The following is a 16,422-nucleotide window of genomic DNA, read 5'->3' as shown; positions in this document are numbered from 1 at the left end:
GAATTTTTTAAGCTGCCGACGGTTCGGCAGCCCACCTACTGTTCCATCAATTGGACGTCTCGCCAGCCGTAGCACCACTCCCATAACGCTTTCCCTCCGATTTCCACCCTTTCCTCGGCCACTTTTTCACCGCCAAGCCGTTCGTAAAAACCGCGTGACGGATTGTCGGCAAGCACCCAGACAGTCAGCGAATGAATGCCTTTTTGCGTCAAATCGCCGACGAGCGCTTGCACGAGCTGCCGGCCGAGCCCTTTTCCTTGCGCTTCCTTAAGCAAATAAATCGCATACAGCTCCCCGTCATACTTCGCTATCGGACCGTCGGCTGCCCGATTTGGTCCGCCGGAGACAAATCCAACGACGCGCCCGTTTTCCTCGGCGACAAACACAGAATGACCCGATTGGCGGAGCACCTTCTCCCATAACGTTTGCTTTTCTTCCACTGTCAACGTCTCCAAGTACGCGTCCGGCACGATGCCGCTGTATGTCGTCTTCTAACTTTCGACGTGGACGGAGGCGATGGCCGGTGCGTCGGCCCATGTGGCTTTACGGATCATCCGTTTTCCCCCTTTGCTCTAGTTCAGCAGAAGTTTCCAAAATAAAGAAAGGCAAGGCGGTGCCGTTCCCGCCCGCCTTTTTTCTTCTTTTTACAAAGCTTTGTCATCGACGCTGTCGAGCCATCGTTCAATATGGCCGACGACCGAAGCGACCGCCCCGTCAGCAAACGGCGACTGTAGGTTGGCGCTTTGGACGAGCTCGGTGAACGGCCGGCTGCCGCCCAATCGACAAAGCGCCACATAGTCGCGCCACGCTGATTCCCGGTCTTCCTGCGCCCGCTTCCAAAATTGAAACGCGCACACTTGCGCAAGGGTGTAATCGATGTAATAAAACGGATCGGTGTAAATGTGCCCTTGCCGCTGCCAAAACCCGCCGCGCTCAAGGTAGTCATGGCCGGCGTAGTCTCTTGTCGGCAAATACGCTTTTTCGATGCTGCGCCAGACACTCTTCCGCTCCGCTGGCGTCATATCCGGGTTCTCGTAGACCGCGTGCTGAAATTCATCGACCGCCACGCCGTACGGCAAAAACAAAAGCGCGTCGCTCAAATGGGCGAACCGGTATTTGTCGGCGTCGTCGGCGAAAAACAGCTCCATCCACGGCCAGGTGAAAAACTCCATGCTCATCGAATGGATTTCACACGCCTCAAGCGTCGGCCAGTTGTATTCCGGAATGTCGTAATGGCGGCTTTCATACACTTGGAACGCATGTCCGGCTTCATGGGTCAATACGTCAATGTCGCCGGATGTGCCGGTAAAGTTCGAGAAAATAAACGGCGCCTTATAATCATCGATATACGTGCAATAGCCGCCGCCCGCCTTCCCTTTTTTGGCGACGAGGTCCATCAATTCATGTTCGACCATATAGCGGAAAAACTCGCCGGTTTCCGGCGACAGCTCTTCATACATGCGCCGGCCGTTTTCGACAATCCAGCTGGCATCGCCTTTTGGCGCCGGGTTGCCGGTTGAAAACATAAACGGCTCATCGTAATAGTAGAGCTTCTCGACCTTGATGCGCTGCCGCTGGCGCTCGCGCAGCCTGGACGCGAGTGGGACGATGTGTGTTTTCACTTGCCGGCGGAAATTGGCGACCATGTCGGCGTTGTAATCCGTCCGGCCTAAACGGGCGTAGCCGAGTTCCACAAAGTTTTGGAAACCGAGCTTGCGGGCGATCGCCGTGCGGACATGGACGAGCTCATCATACAGCTCATCGAGCTCTTTTTCGTGGTCCGTGAAAAACGAAAACCGTGCTTCGCTCGCCCGTTTGCGCATCGTGCGGTCCGGTGACTCGACAAACGGCTGCAGCTGGGCGAGCGTCCGCTCCTCTCCTTCAAACATGATTTTCGCCGATGCAATGAGCTTCGTGTATTCGCTCGCCAGCTTGTTTTCTTTTTGCAAGTCTTCGACAACCGCCGGCGCGTATGTTTTCAGTTGCGTTTCCGCCAACGCAAACAGCTGTTTTCCCCACACTTGTTCCAATTCAGCGCGGAACGGCGAGGAAACAAGCGCTCGGTAATAATCGTTGACGAGCCCCTTGACGACCGGCTCGGTTTCGTCGAAAAAGTCCTGTTCTTGTTTATAAAATTCATCGTTTGTATCAATCGTATGGCGGATGTGGCAAAGGTTCGCCATCGTGCTGTAGCGGCGGCGCAGTGCATTGATCCGCTTCATCGCCTCGTGCTGCAAGGCGGCGCTCCCGGCGCGGCGGAACGAATCAAGCGCTTCTTGAAACGATGCTTGCAATTGAGCGATGTCCGGCCGCTCGTAACGAAATTCGGAAAACTTCATGCTCTGTCCCTTCTTTCCTTTCATTTTTACATTTTTTCATCACTCAGCCGACCTACTGTTTATTCGCCATGAATCCTCAAAATCCTTCTCGATTTCCCATTCTCTGGGTTCATCACCACAAATTATACTAATCATTTCACTCATATTTCGCAACCTTTGCATAATATATAAAAAACCACCCATATATGCGCATAAAAAGGCTCTTCACCAAAATTTTGCGCTTTCTCTTTTCCATCGGTCCATTAGGCGCGTTGGAAATCTTTATCTGAGAGAGCGTGCAAACGTTCCGAAAGAATGTGCAAAATCTGGAACAATTGGAGGCTTGGATTCATCGTTATTCGTTTTGTCCTTGTTCAGTTGTGCGAGCCATCGCAAAATCACTCGTCAAACGAACAGACGAAATCATATCATGCATTTTATCGTCTTATTCGAATGGGAAAATGGAGGAAACGAATAACAAGATTAAGCGGATCAAACGTCGGGGATACGGATACAGAAATATCCAACGTTTTGCATTTCGGGTTCGGTTAGAAACAGCTAACATACTTTAATGGCTAGTGCAAGTACATCTTTTAGTTTTTAGTGATGAACCATTCTCTGAACAAATTTCCATTTTATTTCCTCATAGAAAAAGAAAGCAACTATCATGATCTTGATCTTCGCAATCATTTCTATTTTTCAAAAACAAGTCATATTCCTATTTTCACCCTTTTCATCCTCCAAATAGCGGCCCTGGGTTGGGAATCTCGTTCCATCTTCTTTATTTCCTAAAAACATATTGACGTTTTTTGTCGAATTGAGTAATATAATGTCGACAACGATATACCCCCTCTCCACTTCAATGGGATAGAGGTTGCGGTGAACAAAAGTAGCGCTGTCGAGGCCCGGAGCGGTCGATGATGCAGCGGGAAAGGGTTCACCGCCGAAGTTTGCGGCGCGCTCCGGCGGCGCAAGCTGGGCCTGCGGCCGAACAGGCGCAGGACTGCCATCGCCCTTGGGCGATGGAGCGCTATCGCCATTCAGTTTGGATGCGAATCGATCATGCACCTGCTGAAGAGGCGCGGGTGCTTTCTTTTTTTGAAAGGAGCGTTTTGACCTTGGATCAGCAACGAAAACTTGGCATTTGGGTGTTAACCGCGCTCGTCGTTGGCAATATGGTTGGTTCCGGCATTTTCATGCTGCCGCGCTCGTTGGCGGAAGCGGCGAGCCCCATCGGCGTGATGCTCGCCTGGCTGTTGACCGGAGCCGGCGTCCTCATGACGGCGCTTGTGTTTGGCAACTTGGCCATCCGCAAGCCCGAGTTAGGCGGCGGACCGCAAATTTACGCGAAGGAGCTGTTTCCGAAAGGCTCCAATCTCTCGATTTTATCGGGATTTATGTCATCATGGGGCTACTGGGTCGGCAACTTTGCCGGCAACGTGGCGATCATTACAACATTTGCAAGCTACTTGTCGACGTTTTTCCCGGTTCTGACGAGCGGCCAAACGGTGTTCACCGCCGGGGCGTTCACCTTGAAGCTTGGGAACTTGTTGACGTTTCTCGTCTGCACGGCGCTCCTTTTGGGGATGCATATCATCATTTTGCGCGGGGTAGAAGGCGCTGGCAAGCTGAATTTTGTCGCCACCGCGGCCAAAGTGCTTGGCTTTTTCCTATTTATCGTGATCGCGCTGTTTGCCTTTGACAAAGCGGTCATCGGTCCGCTTGATGCCCCTCGCTATGACGGGAACGGACAGCCGATCGGTTTGCTTGCGCAAATCAACAATGCCGCCTTGTCGACGTTATGGGCGTTTGTCGGCGTCGAATCGGCGACGGTGTTCGCTTCCCGGGCGCGCAAGCAAGCGGACGTAAAACGGGCGACGATCGCCGGCCTGCTCATCGCCTTAGCTATTTACATCGGCATCAGCTTTTTAGTCATGGGCGTCTTGCCGCAACGCGAACTGATTCAATCGGAAAAACCGCTTGTGGACGCGATTGTCGCGATCGTCGGACCGGCGGGCGGCTACGTGTTGGCTGGCCTTGGGCTGATCAGCTTGCTTGGCTCAACGCTCGGCTGGATTTTATTGAGCGCGGAAGTGCCATACCAAGCTGCCAAACAAGGACTGTTTATGCCGGCCTTTTTGAAAGAAAACAAGAAAAACGTGCCGAGCTTCTCGTTGACACTATCGAATGCATTGGCCCAGTTGTTCATTTTCTCGACCATTTCCCATTCGATGGCGGCGGCGTTTGACTTCGTCATTTACATTGCCACGCTCGCTTATCTCGTTCCGTATTTCATCGCTTCCGTCTTCCAGCTGAAGCTCACGCTCACTGGGGAAACGTATGCGGCAGGACGGAAGCGGCTCGCTGACGGCATCGTTGCGGCGCTGGCGACCATCTATTCCGTCTGGGTCGTCATTGCCGGGACGGCGGATATGAAAACGTTCCTGCTCGGCGTTGCCTTGCTGGCAAGCGGCGTGATCTTCTACCCGCGGGTGAAAAAAGCGGCGCAGCAGGCAAATGAAAAACAAAAACTGTCGGCATAGCCAAAAAACGGACGCCTATCGTTTGGGCGTTCGTTTTTTTCTGTTTTGAGGCAGGATCTTTTCTTTCGCAAGACGAAATATACAAGATGGTTCCATTTTGTTTAAAAGAAAGAGAGGGCCCACTGATGAACAACAACGAACACCCGACGAAACGCTGCGGCATGACGGCGGAAGATTTGCTTCGCCTCCGCTCGGTGCGCGACCCGCACTACGCCCCGGACGGAACGCGCGTCGTGTTTGTGGAAAAATCGATCGACGAGGAAAAACAATACCGCTCCCACTTATATATGTGGACGGAAGACGGCGCCGTCCGTCCATGGACGTTCGGGCGCTGGCGCGACACGAAGCCGCGCTTTTCCCCGGACGGCCAAACGATCGCCTTTTTGTCCGACCGCTCGGGGCGCACGCAGCTTTGGCTGTTGCCTGCCAATGGGGGAGAAGCGCGCCAGCTGACGTTTTTCAAAAACGGTGTGCGCGATTACGTCTGGTCGCCGGACGGGACGTTTCTCATCGCCCTAACGACGCTTGGCGATGATGAAACGATTGAAGACCGCGAAGAGCCGGAAAAAGCAGAAGTGAAGCGAGCCGACCTAAAACCGCGCGTTGTCGAGCGGCTGTATTACAAGTCGGACGCCTCCGGCTTTCTTGACGGCAAACGGGCGGTGCTCGCGCGCATCGATGCGCTGTCAAGAAAAATCGAAGCGTTGACGGGCCGCGAGGAGGAAATCGGTTCGTTTGCGATTTCGCCCGATGGACGGACGCTCGCCTTTGTCGCCAACCGAAACGAGGATCCGGACACCACCTTTACCCGCGACATTGTGTTGCTTGATCTCGAGTCGAAAGTGGAAACGAACTTGACGAACGGATGCGGCGCGTTCGCCTCGCTCGCCTGGTCGCCGGACGGAATGAAGCTTGCCGCCGTCGGCCATGATTTGGCTTGTCTCGGGGCGACGCTTCACCGGCTTTATGTCTTTGAGCCGGAACGCGGAACGAAGCGGGTGTTGACCGCCGATCGGGACGTCCATCTCGGCGATGCCATGGTCGGCGACATGCACGCTGATGCGAAAGGCCCGGGGCCGATTTGGGCGAGCGACGGAAGCGGCCTGTATGTCACCGCCTCGGAGCGCGGACGCGTCAACGTATATTTCGTCTCGCTCGCCGGCCCGATCGTTCCAGTGGTCGAAGGCGATTTTCATCTATACGGATTCACCGTCCATCCGAATGGACGGCAAGCCGTCGCCGCCATCAGCTCGCCTACGTCCGTTGGCGATTTATATGCGGTCTCGCTTGCCGATGGAACGAAAACACGGCTTACGCGTGCCAATGAAGCGCTCGAAAACGAAGTGGTGTTCGCCGATGCCGAACCGTTTACGTATCGATCGGCGGATGGTTGGGAGATTCAAGGCTGGATCCTGAAGCCGCCCGGGCTTGGCGAAGGGAAAAAGGCGCCGCTTGTCGTCGAAATTCACGGCGGACCGCATGCGATGTATGGATTTACGTTTTTCCATGAATTTCAGCTGCTCGCTTCATCCGGTTATGCCGTGCTGTTTACGAACCCGCGCGGCAGCCACGGATACGGCCAATCGTTTGTCAATGCCGTGCGCGGCGACTATGGCGGCATGGATTATGAAGACATTATGGCTGGTGTCGACGCCGCGATCAGCAAGTTCGACTTTATTGACAAACAACGGCTTGGCGTCACCGGCGGCAGCTACGGCGGGTTTATGACAAACTGGATCGTCGGGCATACCGACCGGTTCAAAGCCGCCGTCACCCAACGCTCGATTTCCAACTGGCTCAGCTTCGCCGGCGTGAGCGACATCGGCTACTTTTTCACGAAATGGGAAGTCGGCTGCGACGTTTGGGAAGACGCCGAGCGGCTTTGGCATCATTCGCCGCTCAAATACGTGCAAAACATCCGCACGCCGCTTTTGATTTTGCACAGCGAACGCGATTACCGCTGCCCGATTGAACAGGCGGAACAGCTGTTTATCTCCTTGAAACAACTCGGGCGGGAAACGAAACTTGTCCGCTTCCCCGATGCTAATCACGATTTGTCGCGCACCGGCAACCCGGTGCTTCGCCTTGAGCGGCTTCGCCACATTGTCGGTTGGTTTGACCGTTATTTGAAACCGCAAGGAGAAAACAGCGGGCCGAAACGCTAATCGCCGGCCGGCTTCGCCCATCTAATCCGGCTTGGATGTCCAAACGTTCTTGCCCGCCTTATACGAAAAACGAGCACGGCGCCATGGCCGCCGTCAAACATGTGTCCCGCCGCTCTACGGCCGCAAACGGCAAGCGCCCCCTCGGTTCGTCCCGAGGGGCGCTTCCTCTGCGCCTTTAGGGCAGAGAGTTTCACGACGGAAGCAACTCCACATAATCGCCCGTTTTCAAGCCGGCCGCGTTCGCTTCATCGGTGTCAATGTGCATATCTAATGCAAAATCTTCGCTGACGCGGACGATCACTTCGTCAAAAATGAGCGCCCGCTCCCCTTGCGTTTTCACTTTCACGACTTGTTTGTCGCGGACACCAAACGTGTCCGCATCTTTCGGCGTCATATGAATGTGGCGCTTGGCAATAATCACCCCTTTGTCGATGGTCACCGTTCCCTTCGGTCCGTGAATCGTAATGCCCGGCGTTCCGTCAATGTCGCCGGATAAGCGAACCGGGGCGCGACGCCGAGTTTGAAGCTGTCGGTTTTTGAAATCTCCAGCTGCGTCAGTGAGCGAACCGGACCGAGGACGCGAACGTTTTCAATTTTTCCTTTCGGCCCTTCGACCGTCACCGTTTCTTTCGCAGCGAACTGGCCGGGCTGCGACAACGGCTTGAGCACTGTCAGCTCGGCGCCTTCCCCGAACAGCGCCGCCATATGTTCTTTTGATAAATGAATGTGGCGATTCGATACCCCTACCGGAACCATCAATGGCGATCTCTCCTTTTTGCTGGCGATGGTATGTTCTTTATATAACGTATCCATTTTCGGCAAAATTAAAGGGCCGACCTCACGTCAGCCCCTTGTTTTTGCCCCGTATCCTAATTTTTTCAGCAGCGCAATCGCCTGCTCTTTTTCTGCCGCCGTCAGCGCCGAAACCGTTTCGTGAATTTTTTCCGCATGCTCGGGAAATACGCGCTCAATAAACCGCCGCCCCTCTTCTGTAATGGACGCGTACGTGACGCGCCGGTCTCGTTCGCAGGCGCGGCGGATGATCAAGCCTTTATTTTCAAGCTTGTCGATGACATACGTGATGCTGCCGCTCGCCAGCAAAATTTTTTCCCCGATTTGCTGGAGCGGCTGATCCCCTTTATGGTATAACAATTCTAACACGGCAAATTCGGTCGGATTGACCCCGAATGAGTGGATTGATTTGTTCACTTGGTCGCTTACGGCGCGGTAAGCCCGCGACAATACGATAAACAACTTCAGCGATCGCTCGAGTTCTTGCTCTTTTTGTTCCATGCCATCCAACCCTTTGCATTTAACCAGTTCTTACTTGCATTATACTTGAACAGCAAACAGGCAGGCAACCGTTTTTGCCAGGCGCTGGTCCATTTTTCTCGCCAGCGGCCGTTCTTTTCGCTATGATAATTTATTATAGGGCAGCGCTTGGGCGATTGTCACATTTGCGGAAACGGCGCATATGAAAAAATAAAGGCTGATGAAGGGGAATTAGATGAACGGGGTATTGACCGGCAGTGTGCTGTCCGCCTTATCGACCGGACTTGGCGCTGTGCCGATTTTGTTTATGGCCAAATCGCTCACCCACCGCTGGCGCGATGTGCTCCTCGCGTTTTCAGCCGGCATTATGATGGCGGCCTCGATGGCAAGCCTTATTCCCGAGGCGCTGCGGTCCGGCGGTTTCGAGGCGCTCGCCATCGGATTGGCGGCGGGGGTGCTCGTGTTAACGCTGCTTGAGATGACCGTCCCCCATATCGACTTGGAACATACGAAAAGCGGCTTGCAATTCGACGAAAAGGCGATGCTCATCATCGCCGCCATTGCGATGCACAATCTCCCCGAAGGGCTGTCAGTCGGGTGAGCTACGCCTCAGACGGCGCTTCGCAAATCGGCAATTTGATCGCATTGGCCATCGGCTTGCAAAACGCGCCGGAAGGATTTTTGGTCGCCTTGTTTTTAGTCAATCAGCAGATTGGCCGCTTTAAAGCGTTTGTCATTGCCACGTTAACCGGCGCGGTCGAAATTGTGACGTCTTTGCTCGGCTTTTATTTAACCTCTCTCTTCCGCGGCCTCGTTCCATACGGGTTGGCGTTTGCCGCCGGGGCGATGCTGTTTATCATTTACAAAGAACTCATTCCCGAAAGCCATGGCGACGGCAACGAACGGATCTCGACGTACGCCTTTATTATCGGCATTTTGTTTATGATTTTGTTAACCGAATCGTTTTAGCGGTCCCCCCTTCCGTCATCGAGGCAGGCGCTCCTCTCCATACAGAACGAAACACCCCGCTGCCTTGCCTGGCAACGGGGTGTTCTCATTATTGGACGGCCTCTTCCTTTTCTTCATACGGATGGGCGACCCAGCCGGACGGGTCGATGAACAGACGGACGGCTACGACTTGGCGGTCGTCCATGAGCGTAAAGTAGTGCGGATTCCCTTCCGGCACAGAAATGACATCGCCGGCTTCCAGCTCGACGTCAAAATAGCCGGTCTCTTTGTCGCCTTTGATGATGAAAATGCCATGGCCGGCTGTAATGGCGCGCACTTCGTCTTCCGTATGGATGTGCACTTGTTCAAATTTTTTCAGCAGCTCTTCCAAGTTCGGCGTCGCCTCAGACAAAGCGACAATGTCCCACGTTTTGTAGCCGCGGCGCGCCGCCAAATCTTCAATTTCATCTTTGAACGTCGCCAAAATCTCATTTTTCTCTTCATCGGTGAGCACGTATTTGTCGCGCAAATGCTCCGGCAGTTTGGCAATGTCCCAATGTTCGTACAAGACGCCTTGGCTGTTTAAAAAGGCGCGCACATTCTCCTCTCCTGTAATCACTTCACCTGTTTTTCTCACTTTGATGACGGCCATGTCAAAATCCCCCTTCTAAAAGATGTATATTAACCAACCGGCAGGCCGGCCCGTTGCAAAAGCAGCCGCTTCACCTGCCAGCTGAACAAAAACTCCCACGCTTCCAAATGTTTTTTCGCTTCAAACGCCGTTCGTCCCCAGACGGTAATGCCGTGGTTGTGGATCAACACGGCGCCGGCATCGCCATGAACATGGTTCGCAAACTCCCGAGCCAGCATCGGGATGTCGGCGTCATTGTTAATGATCGGGATGCGCACTGCGGCGTTTTCTTCCCAAATGCCAAACGCCTTGATGATTTCCTGGCCGGAAAAGACTGCTTCCCCGTTTGACGCATACAGTTCAGAAATCAAATTGTTGTCCACGGTATGAACGTGCAAGACGCAACCGGCGTTTGTGCGGTTGTAAATTTCCACATGCAGCAGCGTCTCCGCTGATGGCTTTAAATGTGTTTTCTCCGCTGGTCGGCCGGCAGCGTCAACGAGCAAGAAGTCCTCATCCGTTTGCTTCCGCTTATCCTTGCCGCTCGCTGTCACCAAAAACGTCAACGGGTCGTCCGTCACTTTGATCGACAAATTGCCGCTTGTTGCGAAAAACCAATCGCGGGCGGCGAGCTCGGCTTTCACTTCCGCAAGCTCGTTCCACTTTTTCACGACGATGCTCATACGATCACCTCCATTCGCTGCAACGCATCCATCACGTCAAAAAACGTCGCAAATGGCGCGTGCGGCAGGTCAAGCTCTTGACATTTTTCAAGCAGAAAATCGCGCGCCAGCACATAGTCGGCTTGCCTGGCCACCGCCAAGTCGGTGATCGAATCGCCGATGACGACGTGATACCCGTCCGGGCGGGCAAGCCTGCGCAATAGCGACGGCTTGCAGCAGCCGCAGCCGTTTTGGCACCGGCTGTCACATGCATGCGGCCATGTGATGCGGATCGTCTCACCGCTGAAATCGGAGCCGTTGCAAAAAATCCGCTCCGGTTCAATGAGCCCTTCAAGCAGCGGATAGACGAAAAAGTCGATGCCGCCGCTCACGATATAGAGCGGGATGCTTTGCTCTTTTGTCCACGCGACAAACTCGCGGAAACCTTCGCGCAAGCGGGCGGTGCTAAGCAAAAAGTCAACAATCTCCCCTTTCAGCGCTGACGGAAGAAGCGAAAACATTTTTCCGACGCCTTCCTGAACGGAGATGCGCTGGGCGAGAATGTCGTCCTTTAGCGCCTCCCACTCCGGCGGGGCGAACTGTTTCATAATCGCGATGATGTTGTCGTTTTCCGTGATCGTGCCGTCAAAATCGCAAAAAAGAACGAGTTGTTTCGTCATGCTTCCACCTCAATAGCGCCCCAGCGGTCGATCGCCTTTTGCAGCGCTTCGTTTTCTGCTGCCGCCGCACGCAGTGGACGGCCGGCCAGCGCCGCGTCGATGGCAGCGCGAAACGCCCGTCCGCCGCCGATCGCCCCGTCCGGGTGGCCGTGAATGCCGCCGCCGGCGTTGACGACGCTGTCAAGGCCGAAATCGCGGACAAGGAGCGGCACCAAGCCCGGGTGAATGCCGGCCGACGGAACCGGAAATGCCCGAGCGAACGGCTCTTGGTCGTCGGTGAGCGCCCTTGCGATGCCAAGCGCCTGCTCACGCTCCAAGGCGACGCTGCCATACGGCGACGGGAACAGGACAAAGTCGGCGCCGGCGAGCCGCAAAAGCTTTCCAAGCCAAAGCGAAGGAGCCACCCCATAAAACTCCGACGGCGTAACGGCGCCGCTGAACGCCGGGTGAGCCATAATCGGCACCGCAATCTCCTCGTCTTCACGCAACGCTTGCAGCACATCAAGCCCATAAGCGAAGACGTTAAACAACAGCACATCAGCGCCAAGCTCGGCGGCTCGTTTCGCTTTGTCCTTTAACGCAAACGTTTTGCCGGTCAAGTTGACGGCATACAACGTCCGCTTGCCCGTTTGTTCGTACACTTCCTGAAGCGCCGTCTTGCCCTCGGTGATCCGCTTTTCAAACGGAAGAAGTTCGCTGTCAAACAAAATTTCGTCATCTTTCACCAAGTCAACGCCGCCAAGCGCTTGCTTTTTCAACTCTGATGTCAAATACGCCAAATCGCGGCCGACGATGCCTTTGAAAATGCTCATCAACAACGGGCGGTCGTACACTCCGACCTTTTCGCGAATGCCGGCGATGCCAAAGCGCGGCCCGGGAAACTGCCGCTTCCATTCATCCGGAAACTCTAAATCAAGCAGCCGCACTTCACCGTCGAGCGACAGCTTGCCAAATGTCGTCACCAACAAGGCCGGCAGATCGGCGCTGAAGTTGACTGTCGGGTAGGCGATTTTGACGATCGCCCGCTTCAGCCGCTTGCCGAAGTACGCGTTTACCCGCTCGCTTTCGCCAAGCTCTTCGATCGCAACGACTTCCCCTTTATGTTTGCGGAGCTGGTCTTGCTCTAATGCCGGCAAGTCCGTCCATGTGCCAACCGTCAAGCCGAGCGCGATCCCTTCGGCCTTTTTGCGAATGTCTTTCTCGTCATGAAGCAAATACGTCGCAATGACTGCACTCATCGCCCATCCCTCTTTCAATATATGGCGAAATAAAAAAGCCCCTTCCTAAGAAGAGGCGTCATTCAGTCATGGCGCTCTTCTTATCTCTCAGCGTTTCCGCTGCAAGAATTAGCACCGTGCTTGGCGCGCGCCAAGCCGGTTGCCGGGCTTCATTGGGCTCGTCCCTCCGCCTGCTCTTGATAAGAAAGCCTGCTCGTTTATGCACTTGTCAAGCAATTGGCAAATTTACTTTGAATTATGCCATCACCGATTGGCGTTGTCAATCATTTTTCAAAAATTTTTTTCAAACAATCCAAGGCGGCCGATCCGCTCCGCTGCTTCGCGAAGCCGCGCTTCATCGGTCAAGAGGCCGACGCGCACATACCCTTCGCCGTGCTCGCCGAACCCGATGCCTGGGGCGACGGCGACATGCGCCCGCTCAAGCAGCATGTCGGCAAACTCAGCGGATGATATGCCTTTTGGCAGCGGAAGCCAGGCGAAAAACGACCCGGATGGCGCCTGCACCTCCCAGCCGATGTCGCGCAAAGCATGAATAAACGTATTGCGGCGCGCCTCGTACAAGGCAACGAGCTCCGCGACGCAGTCTTGCGGACCAAGGAGCGCCGCGGCGGCCGCTTCCTGGATGGCGCCGAACAAGCTGACATACAAATGATCCTGCAAAAGCTCAAGCGCCCGAATGATCCGCTCGTTGCCGACGGCAAACGCCACACGCCAGCCGGCCATATTGTATGTTTTCGAAAACGTATAAATTTCGACGCCGACGTCTTTCGCCCCATCGACTTCCAGGAAGCTGACCGGTTTCCGGCCGTCAAAGCCGATCGCCCCATAAGCGAAATCGTGCACGACGGCAATGCCGTGCTTGGCGGCAAACGCCACCGTCTCCGCGAAAAATTCCTTTGTCGCCGTTGCGCCGGTCGGGTTGTTCGGATAGTTTAAAAACATCAGTTTCGCCCGGTCGGCCACTGCCGCCGGAATGGCTTCATAGTCCGGCAAAAAACCGTTTTCCGCAACAAGCGGCATCATCTCCATCCGTGCGCGGGCGAGCGCGATTCCCGACCAATAGTCCGGGTAGCCCGGGTCCGGGACAAGCACTACATCGCCCGGGTTGACGAGGCAAAGCGGCAACTCGACAAGCCCGGCTTTGCCGCCGAACAAAATGGCGACCTCGCGGGCCGGGTCGATCGTCACCCCGTACTCGCGCGCGTAAAACGCGGCGATGGCTTCTTTCAAAAAGAAGTAGCCTTGAAACGGCGAATATTTATGGTATTTCGGATTGGCCGCCGCCCGTTGCATCGCCTCAACGATATGCTTTGGCGTCGGCTGATCCGGGTTGCCTTGCCCTAAATTGATCACGTCGCATCCGGCCTTGATTTTCTCCCCGACTTTTGCGACAAGCGAGGCGAAAAATTGCTTTGGCAGCTGCTCAAGCAACTCGGAAAAAGGAATTTCCATCGTCATCGCCCACACCTTCTTAAAAAATTCTTGAAATTCTAGTGCAACATCATATATCGTAAAAAGCAAAATGTAAAGCAAAATTTTTTCGAGGTGAAAACTCATGACGATCCGCATCGCCTGCCTCCAGCTTGATATTGCGTTTGGCGACCCGAACGAAAACGAACGGCGCGCGGAAAGCGCCATTGAATCGGCCGTCAAGGACGGCGCGAATATCATCGTGCTGCCGGAATTATGGACGACCGGCTACGATTTGACGCGCCTAGATGAGATTGCCGACGAAGGCGCCGAACGGGCCAAAGCGTTCGCCTCCCGCCTAGCGCAAGCACACAGCATCCATCTCGTCGCCGGCTCGGTCGCTAAAAAAACAACAACCGGCGTGACGAACACGATGATCGTGGCCGACCGGAACGGTCAAGTCGTCGGCGAATATAGCAAACTCCATCTGTTCCAATTGATGGATGAACATTTGTATTTGCAGCCGGGAAGCAGCTTAGGCTTGTTTTCGCTCGACGGGCTTTCATGCGCCGGGGTCATTTGCTATGACATCCGCTTTCCGGAGTGGATTCGCGCCCATGCTTTGGCTGGGGCGGAAGTGCTGTTTGTCGTCGCCGAATGGCCGCTTCCCCGCCTGCACCATTGGCGGACGCTCTTGATGGCGCGGGCGATTGAAAACCAATGCTACGTCGTCGCCTGCAACCGGGCTGGCCGCGACCCGAACAACGTCTTTGCCGGCCATTCGCTCGTCATCGACCCATGGGGCGAAGTGATCGCCGAGGCGGACGAGAAGCCGGGCATTCTCTCGGCCGACATCGATCCCTCACTCGTTGCGGACGTCCGCGCGCGCATCCCGGTGTTTGCCGACCGCCGGCCGCACGATTATGAAGAGGCGGCAAAAAAATTTTTCAAAACGTATTGACAATCCGCCAGCCCAACCTGTATCATTCGAATCAAGCAGCCAAACGATTATTAACATCGCGAAAATTGCAAAAACGAAATACGTTTGATCGGTACTCTTATCAAGAGTTGGCTGAGGGAATTGGCCCAATGAAGCCCAGCAACCGACCGTAATGCTATCGTGAGATAGGGCGCACGCCAAGGGCGGCGCCGGAAGCGTCATGCTTCCGCAGGGCACGGTGCTAAGTCCAACAGAAAGACCGATGTCTTTCTGAAAGATAAGAGGCGCGAAGAACGAATGAATCTTCAAGCCTCTTTCCGTATGCGAAAGAGGCTTTTTCATTTGCCGGAAACGCCGAGTTTTAGCGCGCGTCAGAACCGGCATTTGAAAACGAGCGAAATGAAAAAAGGGGGAACAAGGCAATGACCACTGTTCAAACATCGGTTTACGAACCGCTGACCGAACCGAAGGCGGTATCTCTCGCTGTCCGCCTCGGCTTATTCCGCGACGGGGCGCCGCTTTTGTGCCGCGAGATCGGCGACGGCAACTTGAACTTAGTGTTTCATATCGTCGACCAAGAAACAAAGCAAGGCGTAATCATCAAACAAGCGTTGCCGTACGCCAAAGTGGTCGGCGAAAGCTGGCCGCTTACGTTAAAGCGCGCCATCATCGAAAGCAACGCGCTGCGCACGTTTGCGAGCTATGTGCCGCAATACGTGCCGAAAGTCTACTATTCTGACGAATCGCTCGCCATTACGGTGATGGAAGACTTATCCCGTTTGCAAATCGCCCGCAAAGGGTTGATCGAAGGAAAAACGTATCCGCTTTTGTCCCAGCATATCGGCGAGTTTGTCGCCAAGACGGCGTTTTATACGTCTGATTTCGGCATGAACCAGCAAGAGAAAAAGAAATTGGCGCAAAGCTTCGTCAATCCGGAACTGTGCAAAATCACGGAAGACCTCGTCTTCACCGACCCGTTTTTTGACCACGAAACGAACAACTTTGAAGACGAATTGCGCCCAGACGTTGAAGCGCTTTGGCGCGATGACCGCTTGCACCTAGAAGCAGCAAAGCTGAAGCGCAAGTTTTTAACCGAAGCCGATGTGCTCTTGCATGGCGATTTGCATACCGGCAGCATTTTCGTAAGCGCCGACGAAACGAAAGTGATCGACCCGGAATTCGCCTTTTACGGTCCGATCGGGTTTGACCTTGGCCAATTTTTCGCCAATTTGCTGTTAAATGCGTTGTCCCGCCCTGAATTAGAGCGCCAACCGCTCTTTGACCACATCGACCGGACATGGGACGTCTTTGCGTCCGTGTTCTCAACCCTTTGGCGCACCGAGAGCGTGGAAACGTACGCCGCGACGCCGGGCTTGCTCGAGGACGTGCTCCGGCACGCGTTCATCGATGCTGTCGGCTTTGCCGGCTGCGAAGTCATCCGCCGGACGATCGGCCTCGCCCATGTGGCGGACCTTGACGGCATCGAGCACAAAGATGAACGGCTTGTTGCCAAACGGCATGCGCTCCGCCTCGGCCGCCGCTTGATCGTAGAGCGGGCTGAATTGACGGGAACAGACGGCTTCCGCCGGCTGCTCGCCGAAACCAAGCAATAATG

11 protein-coding genes, 4 pseudogenes and 3 riboswitches are annotated in these 16,422 nt (G+C 54.7%); of the genes and pseudogenes, 6 read left to right on the top strand and 9 right to left on the bottom strand.

Annotated features, from left to right (window positions below):
- Positions 1–35: 35 nt before the first annotated feature.
- Together A0V43_RS02120 and A0V43_RS02115 are read right to left on the bottom strand one after the other, a co-directional pair.
- Positions 36–554 (bottom strand): annotated as a pseudogene (locus A0V43_RS02120) (GNAT family N-acetyltransferase).
- 90 nt (positions 555–644) lie between these two features.
- Complete coding sequence (locus tag A0V43_RS02115; RefSeq protein ID WP_063192272.1) at positions 645–2,339, bottom strand: M3 family oligoendopeptidase; 1,695 nt, start codon at positions 2,337–2,339, stop codon at positions 645–647.
- A gap of 299 nt (positions 2,340–2,638) precedes the next feature.
- Between A0V43_RS02115 and A0V43_RS18515 the strand changes: the two are divergent.
- The 3 genes and pseudogenes from A0V43_RS18515 to A0V43_RS02105 all read left to right on the top strand — a co-directional run.
- A pseudogene (locus tag A0V43_RS18515) lies at positions 2,639–2,890 on the top strand (transposase); the annotation flags it as partial.
- A gap of 288 nt (positions 2,891–3,178) precedes the next feature.
- Positions 3,179–3,359: riboswitch (Lysine riboswitch) on the top strand.
- A 77-nt stretch (positions 3,360–3,436) separates the two neighbouring features.
- Positions 3,437–4,861 (top strand): amino acid permease, encoded by a 1,425-nt coding sequence (locus A0V43_RS02110; RefSeq protein WP_063193784.1) that lies wholly within the window; start codon positions 3,437–3,439, stop codon positions 4,859–4,861.
- Positions 4,862–4,986: 125 nt separating this feature from the next.
- Positions 4,987–7,026 carry a S9 family peptidase gene (locus A0V43_RS02105; protein ID WP_063192271.1) on the top strand — a complete coding sequence of 680 codons (2,040 nt, stop codon included), beginning with the start codon at positions 4,987–4,989 and terminating at the stop codon, positions 7,024–7,026.
- Between the two features lie 190 nt (positions 7,027–7,216).
- On the opposite strand, the pseudogene A0V43_RS18510 reads toward A0V43_RS02105, so the two are convergent.
- A pseudogene (locus A0V43_RS18510) lies at positions 7,217–7,782 on the bottom strand (phosphate propanoyltransferase).
- Between the two features lie 87 nt (positions 7,783–7,869).
- On the bottom strand, positions 7,870–8,319 hold the full coding sequence (locus A0V43_RS02090; protein WP_063192269.1) for a MarR family winged helix-turn-helix transcriptional regulator: 450 nt from the start codon (positions 8,317–8,319) through the stop codon (positions 7,870–7,872).
- Between the two features lie 214 nt (positions 8,320–8,533).
- Here A0V43_RS02090 and A0V43_RS02085 point away from each other — a divergent pair.
- A pseudogene (locus tag A0V43_RS02085) lies at positions 8,534–9,267 on the top strand (ZIP family metal transporter).
- 88 nt (positions 9,268–9,355) lie between these two features.
- On the opposite strand, the gene A0V43_RS02080 reads toward A0V43_RS02085, so the two are convergent.
- The 5 genes from A0V43_RS02080 to A0V43_RS02060 all read right to left on the bottom strand — a co-directional run bounded on the left by A0V43_RS02080 (position 9,356) and on the right by A0V43_RS02060 (position 13,915).
- The gene (locus A0V43_RS02080; protein WP_063192268.1) at positions 9,356–9,898 is read right to left on the bottom strand and encodes a 1,2-dihydroxy-3-keto-5-methylthiopentene dioxygenase; all 543 of its coding nucleotides are present in this window, start codon (positions 9,896–9,898) and stop codon (positions 9,356–9,358) included.
- 29 nt (positions 9,899–9,927) lie between these two features.
- Positions 9,928–10,560: a methylthioribulose 1-phosphate dehydratase gene (locus A0V43_RS02075; protein ID WP_063192267.1), complete on the bottom strand. Its 633-nt coding sequence runs from the start codon at positions 10,558–10,560 to the stop codon at positions 9,928–9,930.
- Positions 10,557–11,219, bottom strand: coding sequence for a 2-hydroxy-3-keto-5-methylthiopentenyl-1-phosphate phosphatase (gene mtnX, locus A0V43_RS02070; RefSeq protein ID WP_015374251.1), 663 nt, complete (start codon positions 11,217–11,219; stop codon positions 10,557–10,559). The genes A0V43_RS02075 and mtnX overlap by 4 nt, the downstream gene beginning before the upstream one ends.
- Positions 11,216–12,457 (bottom strand): 2,3-diketo-5-methylthiopentyl-1-phosphate enolase, encoded by a 1,242-nt coding sequence (mtnW, locus tag A0V43_RS02065; protein WP_063192266.1) that lies wholly within the window; start codon positions 12,455–12,457, stop codon positions 11,216–11,218. Before mtnW ends, mtnX begins: the two co-directional genes overlap by 4 nt.
- 77 nt (positions 12,458–12,534) lie before the next feature.
- Positions 12,535–12,643, bottom strand: a riboswitch (SAM riboswitch).
- A gap of 84 nt (positions 12,644–12,727) precedes the next feature.
- Positions 12,728–13,915 (bottom strand): pyridoxal phosphate-dependent aminotransferase, encoded by a 1,188-nt coding sequence (locus tag A0V43_RS02060; RefSeq protein ID WP_063193782.1) that lies wholly within the window; start codon positions 13,913–13,915, stop codon positions 12,728–12,730.
- A gap of 97 nt (positions 13,916–14,012) precedes the next feature.
- On the opposite strand from A0V43_RS02060, the gene A0V43_RS02055 reads away from it, so the two are divergent.
- Positions 14,013–14,828, top strand: coding sequence for a carbon-nitrogen family hydrolase (locus tag A0V43_RS02055; protein WP_063192265.1), 816 nt, complete (start codon positions 14,013–14,015; stop codon positions 14,826–14,828).
- A 94-nt stretch (positions 14,829–14,922) separates the two neighbouring features.
- A riboswitch (SAM riboswitch) is annotated at positions 14,923–15,091 on the top strand.
- Between the two features lie 138 nt (positions 15,092–15,229).
- The gene (gene mtnK / locus A0V43_RS02050; protein ID WP_063192264.1) at positions 15,230–16,420 is read left to right on the top strand and encodes an S-methyl-5-thioribose kinase; all 1,191 of its coding nucleotides are present in this window, start codon (positions 15,230–15,232) and stop codon (positions 16,418–16,420) included.
- Positions 16,421–16,422: the final 2 nt, after the last annotated feature.

Origin of the sequence: Geobacillus sp. JS12, from assembly GCF_001592395.1 — a bacterium.
GTDB lineage: Bacteria > Bacillota > Bacilli > Bacillales > Anoxybacillaceae > Geobacillus > Geobacillus zalihae.
The sequence above is the reverse complement of the archived record's forward strand: the minus strand, read 5'-3'. Positions and strand labels throughout refer to the sequence as shown.